Source organism: Neobacillus mesonae (assembly GCF_023715155.1).
GTDB lineage: Bacteria > Bacillota > Bacilli > Bacillales > Cytobacillaceae > Neobacillus > Neobacillus mesonae_A.
On record NZ_JAMBNQ010000050.1, the window covers coordinates 13,085 to 29,784 of the forward strand.

The window sequence follows — 16,700 nt, forward strand, 5'->3', positions numbered from 1 at the left end:
GTCTAGAGCGGACTCTATAATGAAAGAAATTAATATCCATGAGTAAAGGGGGAATTTTTCATTTGTTCTACATAAATAAGTAAACGTATTCATACGAAAACATCAGCTAATAAAAAGAAAAAGAGGTGCTTTAGATGAGACATGAAACAGTTCAATCAGACATTACGGTTGTCGGCGGAGGTTTAGCTGGAGTTTCAGCAGCTATTTCGGCAGCAAGAATGGGAAAAAAGGTGGCACTTGTTCAAAACCGTCCTGTCCTAGGCGGGAATTCTAGCAGTGAAATTCGTGTTTGGGTTTTAGGGGCAACGGGGTTAGGGGTAAACCGATATGCCCGCGAAACTGGAATCATTGGCGAAATGTTAACGGAAAACCAGTTTTTAAATCCTGATGGCAACCCGTACTATTGGGATTTAGTCGTTCTTGAGGCGGTGCGCCGTGAGCCGAATATTCAGCTTTTCTTGAATACAAATGTGTATGAAGTAGAAGCAGACGGGGATGAAAATAATAGACGTATCCATTCTGTGACAGGCTTTATGATGGGATCCGAAAGAAAAATCCGCTTTGAAAGCCCCATGTTCTTAGATTGTTCCGGTGATGGCTTTGTTGGTTTCCTTGCGGGGGCAAAATATCGGATTGGACGTGAATCTTATGACGAATTCCAAGAGGAGTGGGCTCCTGAGGTATCGGATAATATTACACTGGGAAGCACTATGTTCTTTTATACAAAGGATGCCGGCCATCCGGTAAAATTTGTTGCACCAAGCTTTGCGCAGGACATTACAAAGACAGCTATTCCAATGAAACGGGTTTTCAAAGCGGGGGATAACGGCTGCTATTATTGGTGGATTGAATGGGGCGGCGAAGCCCATTTAGATACAATCCATGATAATGAGCATATTCGCGATGAACTTTGGTCTGTTATATATGGAATCTGGGATTATATCAAAAATTCTGGTGAGTTTGATGCAGAAAATATGACCCTTGAATGGGTAGGCAGTGTTCCAGGAAAACGTGAACACCGTCGTTTTATAGGAGACTATATCTTAACTCAGAATGATTTAGTAAATCAAAGAGTGTTTGACGATAATATTGCCTTTGGCGGCTGGTCCATTGACTTACATCCACCAGAAGGCATGTATGCAAGTGAGTATATTTCAAAATTATTCTGTACGGACGGGAATTTTCAAATTCCATTTAGAAGCCTATATTCGAAAAACGTTAATAATTTGATGTTTGCCGGACGGAATATTAGTGCCACCCATGTTGCCTTTGGTGCGACACGTGTCATGGCCACTTGTTCTGTCATGGGTGAAGCAGCTGGAGCAGGTGCAGCTTTAGCTGTAGATAAAGGTGTAACACCTCGAGATATTTGTAAAAATTATATAACAGAATTACAACAAAAACTTCTTTGGAACGATGCTGCCATCATTGGTGTACCATACGAAGCGGACTTAACTACAGGCGCAACGGTAGAAGCTTCCAGTTATTTGACAGAGATTTCTTTACCTTCATCAAAACAGGTGATGCAGCTAACAAATGATATCGCATTTATTCTACCAGTCAATCCTAAAATATCGAAAATTGATATTTTAATAGATTCTTCAATGGATACAGAACTTCAGGTCGAGTTGTGGGATACAGGTCGATTGGAGAATTATATTCCAAATAAACAGCAGGCTAGTGATAGTGTTCATGTTACTAAGGGAGAAAAACAATGGGTTACGGCCGAACTTCCATGGATACCTGATTCACCACAAAATGCCTTTGTGATTATTCGAGAAAATGATGCCGTTTCTATCCATCAAACAACAACACCTCAAACGGGTACACTTGGCTTTGTACGTGAAAAGTCAGCGAATATTTCACGGCTTCTTCAAGCAATCGATAATCAACAGTTAATTGTACAGTGGAGTCAAAAGCCGATAGGACGCGATCATTTCTGTATTCGTCTACATGATGAAACCAATTCCTTTAGGCCAGAACAAGTTCTCAATGGTTATTTACGTCCATATGGCGGTCCAAATATGTGGTCATCTGCAGAAATGCAAGAAGGAAAAAATGAATGGATAGAAGTAAAACTCCCTGAAACGAGGACAATTTCAGAAATACAGGTCATCTTCAATAATGATGTTAATGAAGATTTAAATAATCTGCATGATAAAAAAACACCATTTGAAGCATTTCCAGAAGTGGTAAAGGATTTCAGAATAGAAGCACAGTTAAATGGAGAGTGGAAAGAAATCATTGCAGAAAAAGAAAATCACACGCGCAGAAGACAGTTTCAATTGGAGCAGCCAATCACTACTGATGCTGTAAAACTTATTATTGAAGCTACTAATGGATCACGCTTTGCAGAAGTTGTGTCCATTCGTTTGAGGTAATGAACATAAAAGACTCAGATTTGAATAAAATCTGAGTCTTTTATGTTCCAGCACAACAAAACAGATGCTAATTATATTTGATGATCTGCTTTTTCTTGTGCAATAACCACTTCAATACCTGCATCTTGGAATTTAGCTATTTGCGAATCTGACACTTCGCTTCCTGTTATCAAGATATCAATATTTTTGATTGGCGAAACGGTATGGAGTGATACGCCGCCGATTTTCGTATGATCAGCTACAACAATCACCTCTTTTGCCGCTTCTATCATGCATGCTTTGGCTGATACTAATTGTTCATCAAAATGGGTAATACCATATTTCGCATGTATAGCAGGTGTACCTATAAAAGCTTTGTGTACATGAACATTACGAAGCATGTCATTCGTTACCAATCCATTTAACATAAAACTCTCATGATACAATACTCCACCAGTAACAATTACCTTGATTCCCTTACAATTACGTAATTCACTTGCAATGTTAATATCATTCGTAATAACTGTTATATTCGTTAAATGAGTAATGTTACGAGCAATATGAAGAGTTGTCGTACCAGAATCTAATATGATATTGTCACCTTTTTGGATATAAGCCGCTGCAAGCTTACCGATTTCACGTTTTTCTTGGATTCTTTCCGTTGAACGTTCAGAAAAGGATGGTTCAAACGATACTTCCTCCTCCAATACCACACCTCCATGAATCCTGCGAAGATATCCTTCCTTTTCAATCTCCGCTAAATCTCTTCGAATGGTGGCTTCATGGACATCAAATTTTTCAGCTAACTCTGGTACTGATGCCATTTTTTGCTGTGTAACAAACTCAATAATTAGCTTTTTTCTCTCCGCTGCTAACAAGGCAATACACCTCAACTTTATGCTTTTTAGTTAAAATACTTCCCAAAACAATATGGTTAAAGAATGGTAAAGAATTATCAATAAAGAAACCTTCCTTTGGGAAGGTTTCAGACATTTACATTTGTTATGATATTGTCATTATCAAACAAACATTTCTTTTATATTATTAAACATTTTTACTCAAATAGAAAGAGATTTACCATAACTTATTTTTAATATTACCAATGAAATTGTAACAAAACCTTTTGCCATGACCGGTGCTCTTCTGCTTCCTTCATAATTCTATAAAAATCCAGCTCATTACGGATTTCATTCACCATTTGCGGTAATATTTTACGTAATGTTCTTTGATAGTTTTGGTCACACATGGCATTGATAACTGTTCGGAACGTTTTGTACGTACTTCTGCTGCTCCCATGAAGCGTTATTCCTTTTTCAAGGACATCACGTGTATTAATTAAAACTTTGTTTTCGGTCACCCCCATTAACACGATTTTCCCCTTGGGATTTAAAGCATCTATTGCTTGGTTAATGGCTGATTCAGAAAACGTCCCCCCTGTACACTCCACAACTATATCTAGATTAATATCATTTTTAAAATCCGTTGATTGTACCATTTTGCAGTTTGCAAACGTAAAATTAGCCAACTTTGATTCATCAGCCCCGAAGACAGTCAGTTGGTCTGCATCAAGATTATAAACATGGTGGAGTAATGCAGCTGTTAAATATCCTACTGGTCCATCCCCGAACACCGCCACTTTACTATCCATTGTAATAGATTGAGCAATATTTAAAATAGCTTCATATGATACAGAACATAATTCAGCCAATACCGCGATTTCATCTGGAATTTCGGGGGGAATTGGAATGGCACATTCCGAAGGCAATACAAGCCGACTTTGGCCAATTCCATCATATCCACTTCCTAAAAAAGCTCCTTGTTCACAATAATTCTCACTTGCTTCACTTTGGCAGGAAAGACAGCAATCTTCTCTTTCCGTATGTTTCAGTAAATAGCCAGGTAAATTTGGGACGATAACTACTCTCTGACCAATCTGATGTTCAGGTGCTTGACTTTCAATAATTGTACCAATTCCCTCATGAAGTAAAGCCATTGGAAGTTTCCTCTTTAATACTTCTGGATTACGACTCCCCGTAAAGTATCGTAGATCTGCGTGACAAATACTTGCAAGTGATGGTTCAACTACTACCTCATTTTCTGAAAAATGGCGATTAACCTTTTCTACCTTAAATTGATAGGGAGTTTCTAATCGATAAACGTGTGACTCTACGATGTTTTTCATAGTCTGTGTCATTGTAATACCTCCTCTTCACTAAAAATGCTCATTTTTGTTTAAAAATGTTTTTAAAAGCTCATTAATATGATATTATTAACTTATCAGAATTGTCAATCATAAATGTTCACTTTTGTTTATTATTTTTTCTATTTGCTCATTTGTTTTCCATTATTCTATTAAATTAATGTTCATAAACATGTAGAGAGGAGCTTTTTATGACTATTCTTTATTCAATCGGTGTTGACTTTGGTACGGAATCTGGTCGGATTTTACTCATAAATGTTCATACAGGAGAAATTGCTGGAACTGTAGTGATTCCATATAAACATGGAGTGATAGTGTCAAATGATGAACGAATCCCTTATGAATTGCCATTCGGGACTGCACTTCAGGATCCACAAGATTATTTAGAAGTCTTACTAGCAGGCATCCCTCAAGTCTTGGAGAAAGTACAAATTGACCCATCGCAAATAATTGGAATGGGCTTTGATTTCACCTCGTCAACCGTCCTGCCGGTAGACCGCCAGTATGTTCCGCTCTGCTTTAAAAGGGAATTTCAAACGAATCACCATGCGTGGGTTAAGCTATGGAAGCATCGTTTAGAGGTTCCTGTTAAGGATAAAATGTATATGCTCGCAAAGGAAGAAGACGCAGTCTGGTTCCGAAGACTCGGGCAAAACATCTCAGAGGAATGGGCCATTCCGAAAATCTATGAAACTTTCTTAAAAGCACCTGATGTATTCCATAAAGCTGCTTATTTTATTGAAGCCGGTGATTGGGTCACAACAACTCTAACTGGAGAACTTACGCGCAACAATTGTGGACTCGGTTTCAAAGCATATTGGACAGAAGAGGATGGCTTTCCAAATGATTATTTTAAATCAATCCATCCGGACTTTGGGCATTCACTTCTAGATAAACTGGCTGGCCCAGTAAAAAATATTGGGGAAAGGGCTGGCACCTTATCCAAGGAATGGGCCGATAAACTGTTGCTTCCAGTTGGTCTCCCAGTAGCAGCCTGTATAATCGATGCCCATTCCGCTGTTATTGGGCATGGGGTTTCAAAATCAGGTACCTTACTAATGGTAATCGGAACTTCTACTTGTCATCTAATGGTTCATGAAGAGCTAAAAAAAATTACCGGTATTTCAGTGGTGAAAGATGCCATTATTCCCGGTCTCTATGCTTATGAAGCCGGACAGCCTGCTGTTGGTGATTTATTTGGCAGCTTTGTCAAAAACCACATACCTGCATCATATGAGAAAGAGGCACAGGAAAGAAATATTTCCTTATATCGATTATTAGAGCAGAAGGCATCTATACAAGCTCCTGGTGAAAGTGGATTATTGGCACTCGATTGGCATAATGGGACGAGGTCCCCTTTATCCAATCCAAATTTATCAGGAATAATAGCAGGTTTAACTTTACATACGAAACCCGAAGAAATATTCCGGGCCTATCTTGAAGCTACTGCTTTTAGTGCTAAGAAAATAATCGCTGCTTATGTACAGGCGGGTATGGAGATAAAGGAAATTATTGCAAGCGGTGGGATTCCACAGAGAAATCGATTACTGATGCAAATTTACGCAGATGTCCTGAATATGCCTATTCATATTTCCCATTCTGAATTTGCTCCTGGCATTGGTGCGAGTATACTTGGCGCGGTAGCATCAACAAGCATTAATGGAGGTTACGATACAGTTGATGAGGCAATGGCAAACATGGTTATCCCATCCGAAGAAGTCTCCTATCCCATTGATGAAAATGTTCAAACGTATCTAAAGCTCTATACTCATTATGAGAAGTTTCATAACTATTTTGGAGTTGATAATCCCTCACTAATGTCTGAATTAATGAAACTTCGAAAAAGAACTAATGCACTAAAACAAGAGATGGCAAGTGAAAAATAGTCTTTATAAATTTCTCAATCATCAATTTAGGCGTACTCTACTTCGAAATTGGGACTCAATAAATTTGAGTGCCTCCAGGTAGAGTAATTCTAAATTCGACAGGATAAAGGAAGCAAACCAAAGAAGTTTTTGACAACGGATAACACTTATTTCCAACCAATGAGAGCTGGTTTTCCGGCTTCGTCAATACTTATATTTTCGAAAAATAATAGGTTGGGTTATGGACAAAGCAATGACTAGGGCCTTCATAAAAATTTTTAAGTCCTTCACTTAAATTTTTTATGAAGGCCTCCAATCATAAGCACGTTAGAAAATTTGAATCTATCTTCTTGACGCAGTACCATTTGTAGGCCATTTTTCTGGTATTTAAATAATTATCCTGATTTATGATATCTGAAAATAGTTTAAGATTTAAGAGTTATTTCCCTGTCTCTCTTCGGACTATTGGAACAACGTCTGATGCTAATAATTCAATACTTTTTGCTACATTCTTAAAAGGCTGTCCGCCTATATCTAACTGTGCAAGGAAACGTTGGTGTCCAAAGAGTTCGTATTGTTTAAGAATCTTTTCGATAACTTGCTGTGGACTTCCCACGAACAAAGCCGTATCCGGACCAGCCATATGTTCGAAATCATTCCTTGACATTCTTGTCCCCATACCACGCTGACGGTTCACATATCCCCAATAATTAGAATAATAAGGATAAAACTCGTCTTTTGCCTGCTGAGTTGTCTTAGCGAGGCAGGCATGACCGGTTACACCTACCTTCAATGTCTCTGATGCATGTCCAGCTTTTATCCCAGCTTGACGATAAAGATCAACAAGCGGCTTAAAACGTTCTGGACTACCACCTAAGATAGCTAAAGCCATTCCCACCCCAAATCTTCCAGCACGAACGGCGCTCTCCGGTGTGCCTCCGACTCCAATCCATATTGGTAATTTTTCTTGTACCGGTCTTGGAGCAATTTCAGCATTCCTTAAAGAGGAACGGAATTTTCCTGACCATGTAACATTTTCATTTTGGGTAAGTTGTAATAGGAGACCCATATGTTCTTCAAACAATTCATCATAATCGTTTGTACTATAACCAAAAAGAGGGAATGATTCTATGAATGCTCCCCTTCCAGCTAAAATTTCAGCTCGGCCATCTGAAAGTAAATCCAATGTAGCAAAATCCTCATATAAACGAACAGGATCAAGCGTACTTAAAACACTTGTTGTACTTGTTAATCTAATTTGATTGGTTATTTGTGCAATAGCAGCCAATAAAACCGCAGGAGAAGAAGCAGCATAATCCAGACGATGATGTTCTCCAACTCCAAATACATCTAGTCCCGCTTCATCAGCAAGCTTCGCGGCTTGAATAATTTCTTTCACTCTTTCCTGAGCAGAAATCGTCTTTCCAGTTAAAGGGTCTGGACCAATATCCGCAAGTGTATAAATACCAATTTCTATTCCTGCATTTTTCTTATCAGCCAATTGAATACCTCCAATTTTATGAAGCTAATTCGATGCGATTTCCAGAAAAGGCTAAGGTGACTAAAATGAAAATACCTCCGCATCTTTCTTCAAATTCGTTGCTTCTTATTAACAAGCTCCCTCATTTTCAAAAAAAACGATTCGAGTCCTGCACTATCTTTGGCGGGAAATTTGCCCCTGCTCCGTTCTATTCGTTGACCCTGCCTCTGAAAACTTAGAGGGAATGTATAATATATTTTATAATATCATTTAAAAATCAAGAAGATACATTAACAGCATTCCTTATTGAAGTCTCTTTGCTAATGTCTTTTGCCTCTGAGAAAGAAATAAATATTGGAAAAAGACAACCGTTGTTTTTGATGATTTTTGTATAGGATTAAAAGGTGAATTTAGACAAAAAGGAAAAAGACCCCGAAATCGCATGGAAATTTTCCGAGCGAAATCAGGGTCTAATTAGGAAGAGTTTAGTTTGCCTTTGTTTCATCTAAAAAATAGAAGATAAAACGCACTCTACGTGTTCAGTTTGCATGTGGGAAACAATGAGTTATTTGTGAGTTAATGCTCGTATTATCACATTCATTTACTAAGAAACTTTTTTATGTGATTTTGGCTTAAAATATAAACCAAGTTCCTTTTTCTCTTTGGTTAATGAACGGTAAAGAGAAAGCATCATTAATAAAATGATAAATGAGAATGGGAATGCGGCAGCAATTAATGCATTTTGAAGTGCTTGTAATCCGCCGCTATATAATAGAATTAAGGCTACAGTAGACTGGGCAATACCCCAGGTTAATTTTACAGAATTAGGCGGCGTTAGTGACCCATATGTTGTCTGCATTCCAAGGACGAATGTTGCTGAGTCAGCAGAAGTGATAAAAAATGTACAAACAAGCGCTACGGCTACGGTTGAAAGCAGCGTCGACCATGGGAATTCATGAAAGATTGCAAACAAGACTTCCTCATTTGCAAATTTTGTTAAATCAACATTCCCGGCATTCTGAACATCAATCCCTGATGTACCAAATACAGCAAACCACAAAAAGCTTACAAGGGAAGGAAGTAATAGAACGCCAACTATAAATTCACGAATTGTTCTACCCTTTGATACACGTGCAATAAAGATTCCTACGAATGGGGACCATGAAATCCACCATGCCCAATAAAAGATGGTCCAACCATTAATCCAAGAGCGATGTTCTTCATTAAGAGGAGCTATTCTAAAGCTCATATGAACAATATTTTGAATATATCCACCGATTGTATCAGTAAACATGTTTAATATAAGAATTGTGGGGCCAGTGATAAACATTAAAGCAAATAATGCAATCGCTAAGACCATATTCGTGTTACTTAAATATTTTATTCCTTTTCCTAGTCCGGACCATGCTGACATCATAAAAAGAATGGTAACAACTACAACAATTATAAATTGAATGGTGAAATTATTTGGGATTCCGAATAAAAAGGATAACCCGCCATTGATTTGTGCTGCTCCAAACCCTAGAGTAGTCGCAACCCCAATCACCGTTGCAAAAACAGCTAATACATCTACAGCAATTCCTAAAGGTCCTTCCATTCTCTTTCCTAAAACAGGTTTTAATGTAGCTGAAATGAGACCAGGTTCGTCTTTACGAAATTGATAGTAGGCTAAGGCTAAGGCTACTATCGCGTATATTGCCCATGCATGAATTCCCCAGTGGAAAAAGGTGTATCTCATTGCCTCTTTTTGTGCAGCAGCTGTTCCGCCCTCTGCTAATGGAGGATTAATGAAGTGGGAAAGTGGTTCTGCCGCTCCCCAAAATACAAGACCAATCCCCATACCAGCACTAAATAACATGGCAAACCATGAGACATTTGAAAACTCAGGCTTATCACCAGGTTTCCCCAATCTAATCGCCCCTACAGGACTAAAAATAAGGAAAATACAAAAGATGACAATGATTGAAACTAATATTAAATAATACCATCCAAAAGCTGATGTAAGAAACGCCTGGAGATTACCTGTTGCTTCTTCAAAGCTTTTAGGTGCCGAAACACCGAAAATTACTGCTGCGAGGACAATTGCAATTGAAATCCAAAAAACACTTGATATTTTTTTCATCGAATGCTCCCTTCTTTATAAAAGTAAATTTCTAATGAATAGTACTACACTTGTTCTCTCCACTTCCTTAAAAACATCAACTTTCTCTCATCAAATCCCATTGTTTCCACAATACAGAACACATGAATAATGGTAAATCCCCTTAGAGACGCTTATTAGTTTGATGAGAAAAAATTGTTCACCTTTTAAAGCCGAAAACAAATGAAAACCTATTAATATGCCGCGTATTCCTCTTCCATATAAGGAGATCTAGGCGATTCCCTATTTTTCGACAAAGAGTCAACTATATCAGTTTAGTATAAATAGGAAACGATATCTACTAATATGAATTATTTCAACCTATTAAGGCATGTTCAAAAAAAGGTATTTTTTCTAATAATTGTATAATAAGAGATTAAAAATACCTTGCTTTACCTATCGAGAGTTTATGTAAAAAACCAAGGAATGCAGCTAAAAATTAAATATTTTTGGGGTGGTGTTATGGGAAATTATTTGATTCTTAATCAGCAAACTAGAGTTTACCGTAACAATAAATCCCCCAAGCTCTTAGTCTAAGGGAGCATTGACACTTTTCCATTTTCATCTAAAAATCATTGATAGTAAGCTGCTTGTGTACAACAAAGAAATTTATTTTACGGGGATTAATATCCTAATATGACTCCCGCAAAATTTCCGCTCAATACTTGTTTTTCATTTTGATTAGTGCACAGGAATACGGCCAAAATAGATATTCGATTACTATCTTTTTTTCTAATCTTTCAATTTTTACTTCACAACTTATTGTATCTCCAGTAAAGACAGGTCTAAAAAATTCAAAATTCATGGTACGGGCCAGTACATTGTAATCTCCACCAACTTTTGTTGGTAATGTAGCAGTTAACAACCCTTGAACCACAAGTCTGCCTAACTCATCAGGATTCGTATGGTGATCCCCTTCATCCATGGATAATTTTGTAAACCTTTCAACATCTTCTTTTGTAAACGTCCGTTCAAATTGAATGATATCTCCGACTTTCAAATTCATTAAAACTCCCCATTAACTTTTATAATCAAAATGAATATACAACAGCTTTATATTCATCCTTCACATATTTTTATTATGTAAGAATAACTTGACTTACCAATCTTTCTGATGTTCTTATCTATTAATTCATTTTGTAGTACAGTCTAAAGAGCTTTGTTAATTAATTGATTATTATGCCGGTTCGCTGTTCCGAAACGAATCATTTCATCTTAGCAGAATTAGATAAACTCTTCCGGCCAAAGCTGAAAAGCTCTGTGTGGTAATTTGGGGAACCGCCCGAAATTTACTGGTATTCCTTTTTTGGCATTTGGTTTTTCAAGATTATGTAAATGCTTGGTAATTTCTTTGCAGTTTTTTATATACAATCCCTCCTCCATTCAAAGGTAAACAAGTATTTGAAAGGTTGATTAGTTATATTGTATATAACCTCACAGAGTTCATAAAATGTTCTGTATCTTAAATCTGCATTTTTTTCTTTCACACTGCTCCAATACCTATTAAATTGTGGCTGAGTACAGGAAATGAATAAGAGCTGATTTCCAAAAGAAAACCAGCTCCTTACATCTTATATTTAGGCTTTAACATCATAGCCTTGTTCTTCAATAGCTTCTTTCATGGCAGCAACGTTCACTTTTGATTCATCAAAAGTTACATCTACTTTACCAGCTTTCAAATCAACTTCAGCTGCTGATACACCATTTAAATTTTTTAATGCACCTTCTACTGCCGCTTTACAGTGGCCGCATGACATGCCTTGAACGTCTAATGTTTTCTTTTCCATGATGTTCTCACCTCCTCCCAAGTGGAATGCCGCATAAATTGGCAGTAAAGTCACAATGCTGATGTTCCACTTATAATTTAATTCGTTTTAAGCGAAGTGAGTTTGAAACAACACTGACCGAACTCAATGCCATTGCGGCTCCGGCAATCCATGGTGCAAGTAATCCAATTGCTGCAACCGGAATTCCAGCCGTGTTATATCCAAAAGCCCAGAATAAGTTTTGACGGATATTTCGAATGGTCGCATGGCTGATTTTAATGGCTTTCGGAATGAGCAATAATTCACCACCGAGAATTGTTACATCAGCCGCTTCAATTGCCACTTCCGTACCTGTTCCGATGGCAATCCCAATATCAGCTGTAACTAATGCAGGAGCATCGTTCACACCGTCGCCAACCATCGCTACCTTTTTACCTGTAGCTTGAATTTCTTTGACTTTATCAGCTTTTTCTTCAGGTAAAACTTGTGCAATCACTTTGTCAATTCCTACTTGTTTTGCTATAGCTTGAGCTGTTCTTTCGTTATCCCCGGTTAACATGATAACTTCTAATCCTTGTTCTTTTAACTCTTTAATTGCTTGTGGTGCTGTTTCTTTAATAGTATCTGCTACCGCAACGATTCCGCGATACTTTCCATCAATAGCAATCAGCATTGCTGTTTTGCCATTGGTTTCAAATTCAACTAATTTATCATCATACCCCTCAATATCAATCTGATGATCATTCATTAATTTTCGATTTCCCACAAGAACCTGTTTTCCAGAAATCTTCGCTTCAATACCATGACCTGGAATGGCGTGAAATTCATCCACATCTACAAAATCAATTTCGTTCTCTGTTGCGTATGCCACAATTGCACCTGCAAGTGGATGTTCTGATCCCTTTTCTGCACTAGCCAACAGTTGTAAGGTTTCTTCATCACCAGAAAAATCTGTTACTTCTGGTTTTCCTTTTGTGATGGTTCCTGTTTTATCCAGAACAATTGCCTCTAGCTGGTGGGTTCTTTCCAAATGTTCTCCGCCTTTAAAAAGTATTCCACTTTCAGCGGCTCTTCCTGTTCCTACCATAATAGAAGTTGGTGTCGCCAGCCCTAATGCACATGGACAGGCAATAACCAGTACAGCAATTGCTGCAACTAATGCAGGCTCAAATTGCCCCGGCTCGACAAAAGCAATCCAGATAATAAAAGTGACTAATGCAATACCGATGACAATTGGTACGAAATAACCTGAAATAATATCAGCCAAACGTTGGATTGGTGCTTTAGAACCTTGTGCTTCCTCTACTACTTTTATAATGGATGCAAGAGCAGTATCTTTCCCAACTTTTACAGCTTCCATTTCAATCGAACCATTTTTATTTATAGTAGATCCAATTAGTTTGGCCCCTGGATTTTTTTCAATAGGGATAGATTCACCTGTAAGCATGGATTCATCGACAGAAGTTTTCCCTTTCATAACGACACCGTCTACCGGTATTTTTTCACCTGGTTTTACAATTAAATGATCACCAGCAGCCACTTCTTCAACTGGAATCATTATTTCTTTGCCATCTCTGATGACACGGGCCTCTTTTGCTTGTAAATTAAGCAATTCAGATATAGCATTAGTCGTTTGACTTTTGGCTCTCGCTTCTAAATATTTACCAAATAAAATCAATGTAATTAAAACTGCACTTGTTTCAAAATATAAATGAGGCATATAAGCTGGATTTCCAATGGTCTTAAATGCTTCGTATAGACTATAAAAATAAGCGGCACTTGTTCCTAATGCAACAAGCACATCCATATTGGCCCCGCCATTACTTAGATTCTTATAAGCACCAACATAAAATTGCCATCCGATAATAAATTGAACGGGCGTCGCTAAGGCAAACTGGAACCATGGATTCATGAATAGATCTGGTACATTCATATTAAATAAATGAACCAGCATCGTTACTAATAGCGGCACCGAAAGAATCGCTGAAACAATCAACTTGATTTTCTTACCTTGAAGCTCTTTTTCCTTAAAGGTTTGTTTTTCTTTTGCTTCGGCTTTTGGCTTTGCATCATAGCCAATATTTTTAATTTTACCAATCAAAGTTTCTACATCGACTACTCCAGGGTTGTATTCAATCGCTGCACTTTCTGTCGTTAAATTTACGAATGCATATGAAACGCCTTCTTGTTTATTTAATACTTTTTCTATACGGTTGGAACAAGCTGCACAAGTCATCCCAAACACATCAAGATCCACTTTTTCTTTTAAAACGCCATAACCAATATTCTCAATTTTCTTTGTTACCTCATCAAGAGATGTTTTTTCTGGATTGTAATGAATAGATGCTTTTTCTGTAGTTAAATTAACCTGTGCTTCAACTCCATCCATTTTATTTAATATTTTTTCAATACGGTTGGAACAAGCCGCACAAGTCATACCTGTTATACCTAATGTTGCATGATTTGTATCACTCACAATAATCCCTCCCTACTTAGAAAACTGCTTTAATACACTCATTAATTCCTCAATGGTTTCTTTGCCTTCCCCTTGTTTAATTGCATCCCTAACACAATGGTTGATATGTCGTTCTGTAATATTAAAACCTACATTTTTTAATGCAGATTGAATGGCGCTAATTTGTACTAAAATATCTATACAATAACGGTCATCTTCCACCATCTTTTGTATGCCGCGAACTTGGCCTTCAATTCGCTTTAATCGGTTAATAACAGCTTGTTTCTCATTTTTTGTTCTTGGTTGACTAGGGTGATCGTGTAAGAATTTATCCAAATCAATCACTTCCTTGTTCATTTTTCTTATACTATACCCCCCTAACGTATAAATGTCAACAAAAAAATGCCTTTAATCATCACGCAGTAAGTGGAAATTGCATTTCCCTGCTATAAATTTCCCCTCTTCTTACTTAACATACCCATATAGAGTATATAAATAACTAAAAATATCCCTGCAAGAAAGTAAGCAGAATGTTTTGTTAAGCCGTATTCAATTCAACTATTACTTAACTTTTAATTAATCTCATTCTGGTCCTTCATCTTCAAGAAGATCTATTTAAAGAATGATGCTTTCATACCTGCTCTTGTTTCATCAAAATAATACTATACCCCTCTAATGTATGTAAAGTGATTTAAAAATGTCACAGATGATTTTCTTCAACTTAGGCGTCCTATGAGTCCTTGCAGGGCAAATAAATTAAAAATATGGGACTAACTTAAATTTTCCAATGGATATAACTTTCCTATGGAAGAGAGTATGGTTAATACTGCAGCATCCCAAATGAACATTATAGTTTATTAAAATTCTATTAAAACTTTTGTAACATTTATATTGTAAAGTGGTAATGGACAATAAAGGCAAACATTCTTGGAATATCTTCCAGAGCATTTATCACTTAAAAAGCAGTAAAGTTTAGCTATACTATTATAGGATTTTATAATAGTTTTTCGGACAAATTAGTTAAGGATTTTGGAGGTGTTCAATAAAAAATGGCTTCCTCTAGAGGTAGAAGTTTTTACTTTGACAACGCAAAATTCATTTTGATTTTTTTAGTTGTTTTCGGCCATGTCATTAGTCCTCTAAAAAGCAGCGACGATTTTTTATTTTCTCTGTACTCTGTTATTTTTCTCTTTCATATGCCAGCTTTTATTCTTATTTCAGGGTATTTTTCCAAGGGATTTAACAAGAAAGGTCATTTGCTAAAAACTGCAAAGAAAGTATTATTACCCTACTTGATTTTCCAAGTGATTTATTCCATTTTTTATTACTTCAATGGAGATGAACCAAATCTTAAATTTGACTTGCTTCAACCACATTGGACATTATGGTTCTTGCTAAGTTTATTCTGCTGGAACTTATTACTTTTTATTTTTGCGAGACTAGGGTGGGCAGGATTAGTGATAGCAGCAGCGATCGGTATTGGCATTGGTTATTTTGATCAGGTCGGCAGCTATTTATCGCTTTCCAGAACTTTTGTATTCTTCCCTTATTTTCTATTGGGATATTTATTGGAACTAAAGCATTTAAAAGTCATTAAAAAAGCTAAATATTCTACATTCATTGGCTTTTCCATTCTCCTGGGAACCATGACGTTAATAAGTGCTTACTTTCCAAAAGATGCAATACCATGGTTACTTGGCGATACTTCATTTGCTGATATGGGTGTGAAAGGGCTGGGAAGCGGCTTGATCCGTGCTTCACAGTACTTAGTGACATTAATCGTTATTTACGGATTTTTAGCGATTGTTCCGAAAAACGGATTTAAAATGACGGTGATTGGACAGAGGACTTTGTATATCTATCTTCTGCATGGTTTCTTCATCAAAACCATGCAAACAATTGTCTCTGATGACACGCTGAATGATATATCAGATCATTATTTCATTCTAACGGCCTTTTCCTTTGGGCTTTGTTTGTTATTAGGGAACTACGTCATTCAAAAATACACTCGCCCATTAATTGAATTAAAAATATAACCTAAAGAGAGTTGGGGAGACCAACTCTCTTCATGCTTATTCCAAGCATTTCATAAACCCCTGTCACAATTATCAAGATACCCAAAATAATATTGGATCAATTGCCTTTATTGAATCTGGATCCCCTCCCCCATTCTTTTGTTTTTTAATTAAGGCAGTTTTCGTAATCTATGTTGTTATGCCAAGAAAAGCGGAGGTTTATTCTGTTTAGGAATAAGCGGACTCTACGAAAAAGCTGGATTACAGGATAGCTCCCTTGGAAGTAAAAAATAAGCGGAAGTTTTCCCGTTATTTGCAAAATTAAGAATTCCTGTAGATAGCTCTTTTTACCGTTTGATAAAAATAGAGCCCCTCAGTAAGATGATTATACACACACAACACAAAATCAATCTTAGGAG

The 16,700-nt window shown here is 37.0% G+C and carries 10 protein-coding genes and 1 pseudogene; 3 read left to right on the forward strand and 8 right to left on the reverse strand.

The features are described from left to right. Positions 1–134 precede the first annotated feature (134 nt). Positions 135–2,381, forward strand: a complete 2,247-nt coding sequence (locus M3183_RS24195) for an FAD-dependent oxidoreductase (RefSeq protein WP_251473918.1) — start codon at positions 135–137, stop codon at positions 2,379–2,381. 71 nt (positions 2,382–2,452) lie between these two features. On the opposite strand, the gene M3183_RS24200 is transcribed toward M3183_RS24195, so the two are convergent. Next, positions 2,453–3,238 carry a DeoR/GlpR family DNA-binding transcription regulator gene (locus tag M3183_RS24200; protein WP_251473919.1) on the reverse strand — a complete coding sequence of 262 codons (786 nt, stop codon included), beginning with the start codon at positions 3,236–3,238 and terminating at the stop codon, positions 2,453–2,455. A 218-nt stretch (positions 3,239–3,456) separates the two neighbouring features. Continuing rightward, positions 3,457–4,554, reverse strand: coding sequence for an alcohol dehydrogenase catalytic domain-containing protein (locus M3183_RS24205; protein ID WP_251473920.1), 1,098 nt, complete (start codon positions 4,552–4,554; stop codon positions 3,457–3,459). A gap of 197 nt (positions 4,555–4,751) precedes the next feature. Between M3183_RS24205 and M3183_RS24210 the strand changes: the two genes are divergently transcribed. Then, positions 4,752–6,446: a ribulokinase gene (locus M3183_RS24210; RefSeq protein ID WP_251473923.1), complete on the forward strand. Its 1,695-nt coding sequence runs from the start codon at positions 4,752–4,754 to the stop codon at positions 6,444–6,446. A 418-nt stretch (positions 6,447–6,864) separates the two neighbouring features. On the opposite strand, the gene M3183_RS24215 is transcribed toward M3183_RS24210, so the two are convergent. The 6 genes and pseudogenes from M3183_RS24215 to M3183_RS24240 all read right to left on the reverse strand — a co-directional run bounded on the left by M3183_RS24215 (position 6,865) and on the right by M3183_RS24240 (position 14,623). Continuing rightward, positions 6,865–7,926, reverse strand: coding sequence for an LLM class flavin-dependent oxidoreductase (locus M3183_RS24215; RefSeq protein ID WP_251473924.1), 1,062 nt, complete (start codon positions 7,924–7,926; stop codon positions 6,865–6,867). Between the two features lie 583 nt (positions 7,927–8,509). Further along, positions 8,510–10,027 carry a glycine betaine uptake BCCT transporter gene (locus tag M3183_RS24220; RefSeq protein WP_251473926.1) on the reverse strand — a complete coding sequence of 506 codons (1,518 nt, stop codon included), beginning with the start codon at positions 10,025–10,027 and terminating at the stop codon, positions 8,510–8,512. 641 nt (positions 10,028–10,668) lie between these two features. Then, positions 10,669–11,051, reverse strand: a pseudogene (locus M3183_RS24225) (FAS1-like dehydratase domain-containing protein). Between the two features lie 571 nt (positions 11,052–11,622). Beyond that, positions 11,623–11,832, reverse strand: a complete 210-nt coding sequence (gene copZ, locus M3183_RS24230; RefSeq protein WP_251473936.1) for a copper chaperone CopZ — start codon at positions 11,830–11,832, stop codon at positions 11,623–11,625. Positions 11,833–11,902: 70 nt separating this feature from the next. Next, positions 11,903–14,287, reverse strand: coding sequence for a heavy metal translocating P-type ATPase (locus tag M3183_RS24235; RefSeq protein ID WP_311315404.1), 2,385 nt, complete (start codon positions 14,285–14,287; stop codon positions 11,903–11,905). A gap of 12 nt (positions 14,288–14,299) precedes the next feature. Then, a complete protein-coding gene (locus M3183_RS24240) occupies positions 14,300–14,623 on the reverse strand; it encodes a metal-sensing transcriptional repressor (RefSeq protein ID WP_251473939.1) in 324 nt (107 codons plus the stop codon). A gap of 692 nt (positions 14,624–15,315) precedes the next feature. Between M3183_RS24240 and M3183_RS24245 the strand changes: the two genes are divergently transcribed. Continuing rightward, positions 15,316–16,302: an acyltransferase family protein gene (locus tag M3183_RS24245; protein WP_251473944.1), complete on the forward strand. Its 987-nt coding sequence runs from the start codon at positions 15,316–15,318 to the stop codon at positions 16,300–16,302. Positions 16,303–16,700 lie beyond the last annotated feature (398 nt).

What these genes read in the sequence shown, in the direction of transcription:
- M3183_RS24195 (WP_251473918.1), top strand. Translation starts at nt 135, where the DNA reads ATGAGACATGAAACAGTTCAATCAGACATTACGGTTGTCGGCGGAGGT.
- M3183_RS24205 (WP_251473920.1), bottom strand. Translation starts at nt 4,554, where the DNA reads ATGACACAGACTATGAAAAACATCGTAGAGTCACACGTTTATCGATTA.
- M3183_RS24210 (WP_251473923.1), top strand. Translation starts at nt 4,752, where the DNA reads ATGACTATTCTTTATTCAATCGGTGTTGACTTTGGTACGGAATCTGGT.
- M3183_RS24220 (WP_251473926.1), bottom strand. Translation starts at nt 10,027, where the DNA reads ATGAAAAAAATATCAAGTGTTTTTTGGATTTCAATTGCAATTGTCCTC.
- copZ (WP_251473936.1), bottom strand. Translation starts at nt 11,832, where the DNA reads ATGGAAAAGAAAACATTAGACGTTCAAGGCATGTCATGCGGCCACTGT.
- M3183_RS24240 (WP_251473939.1), bottom strand. Translation starts at nt 14,623, where the DNA reads ATGAACAAGGAAGTGATTGATTTGGATAAATTCTTACACGATCACCCT.
- M3183_RS24245 (WP_251473944.1), top strand. Translation starts at nt 15,316, where the DNA reads ATGGCTTCCTCTAGAGGTAGAAGTTTTTACTTTGACAACGCAAAATTC.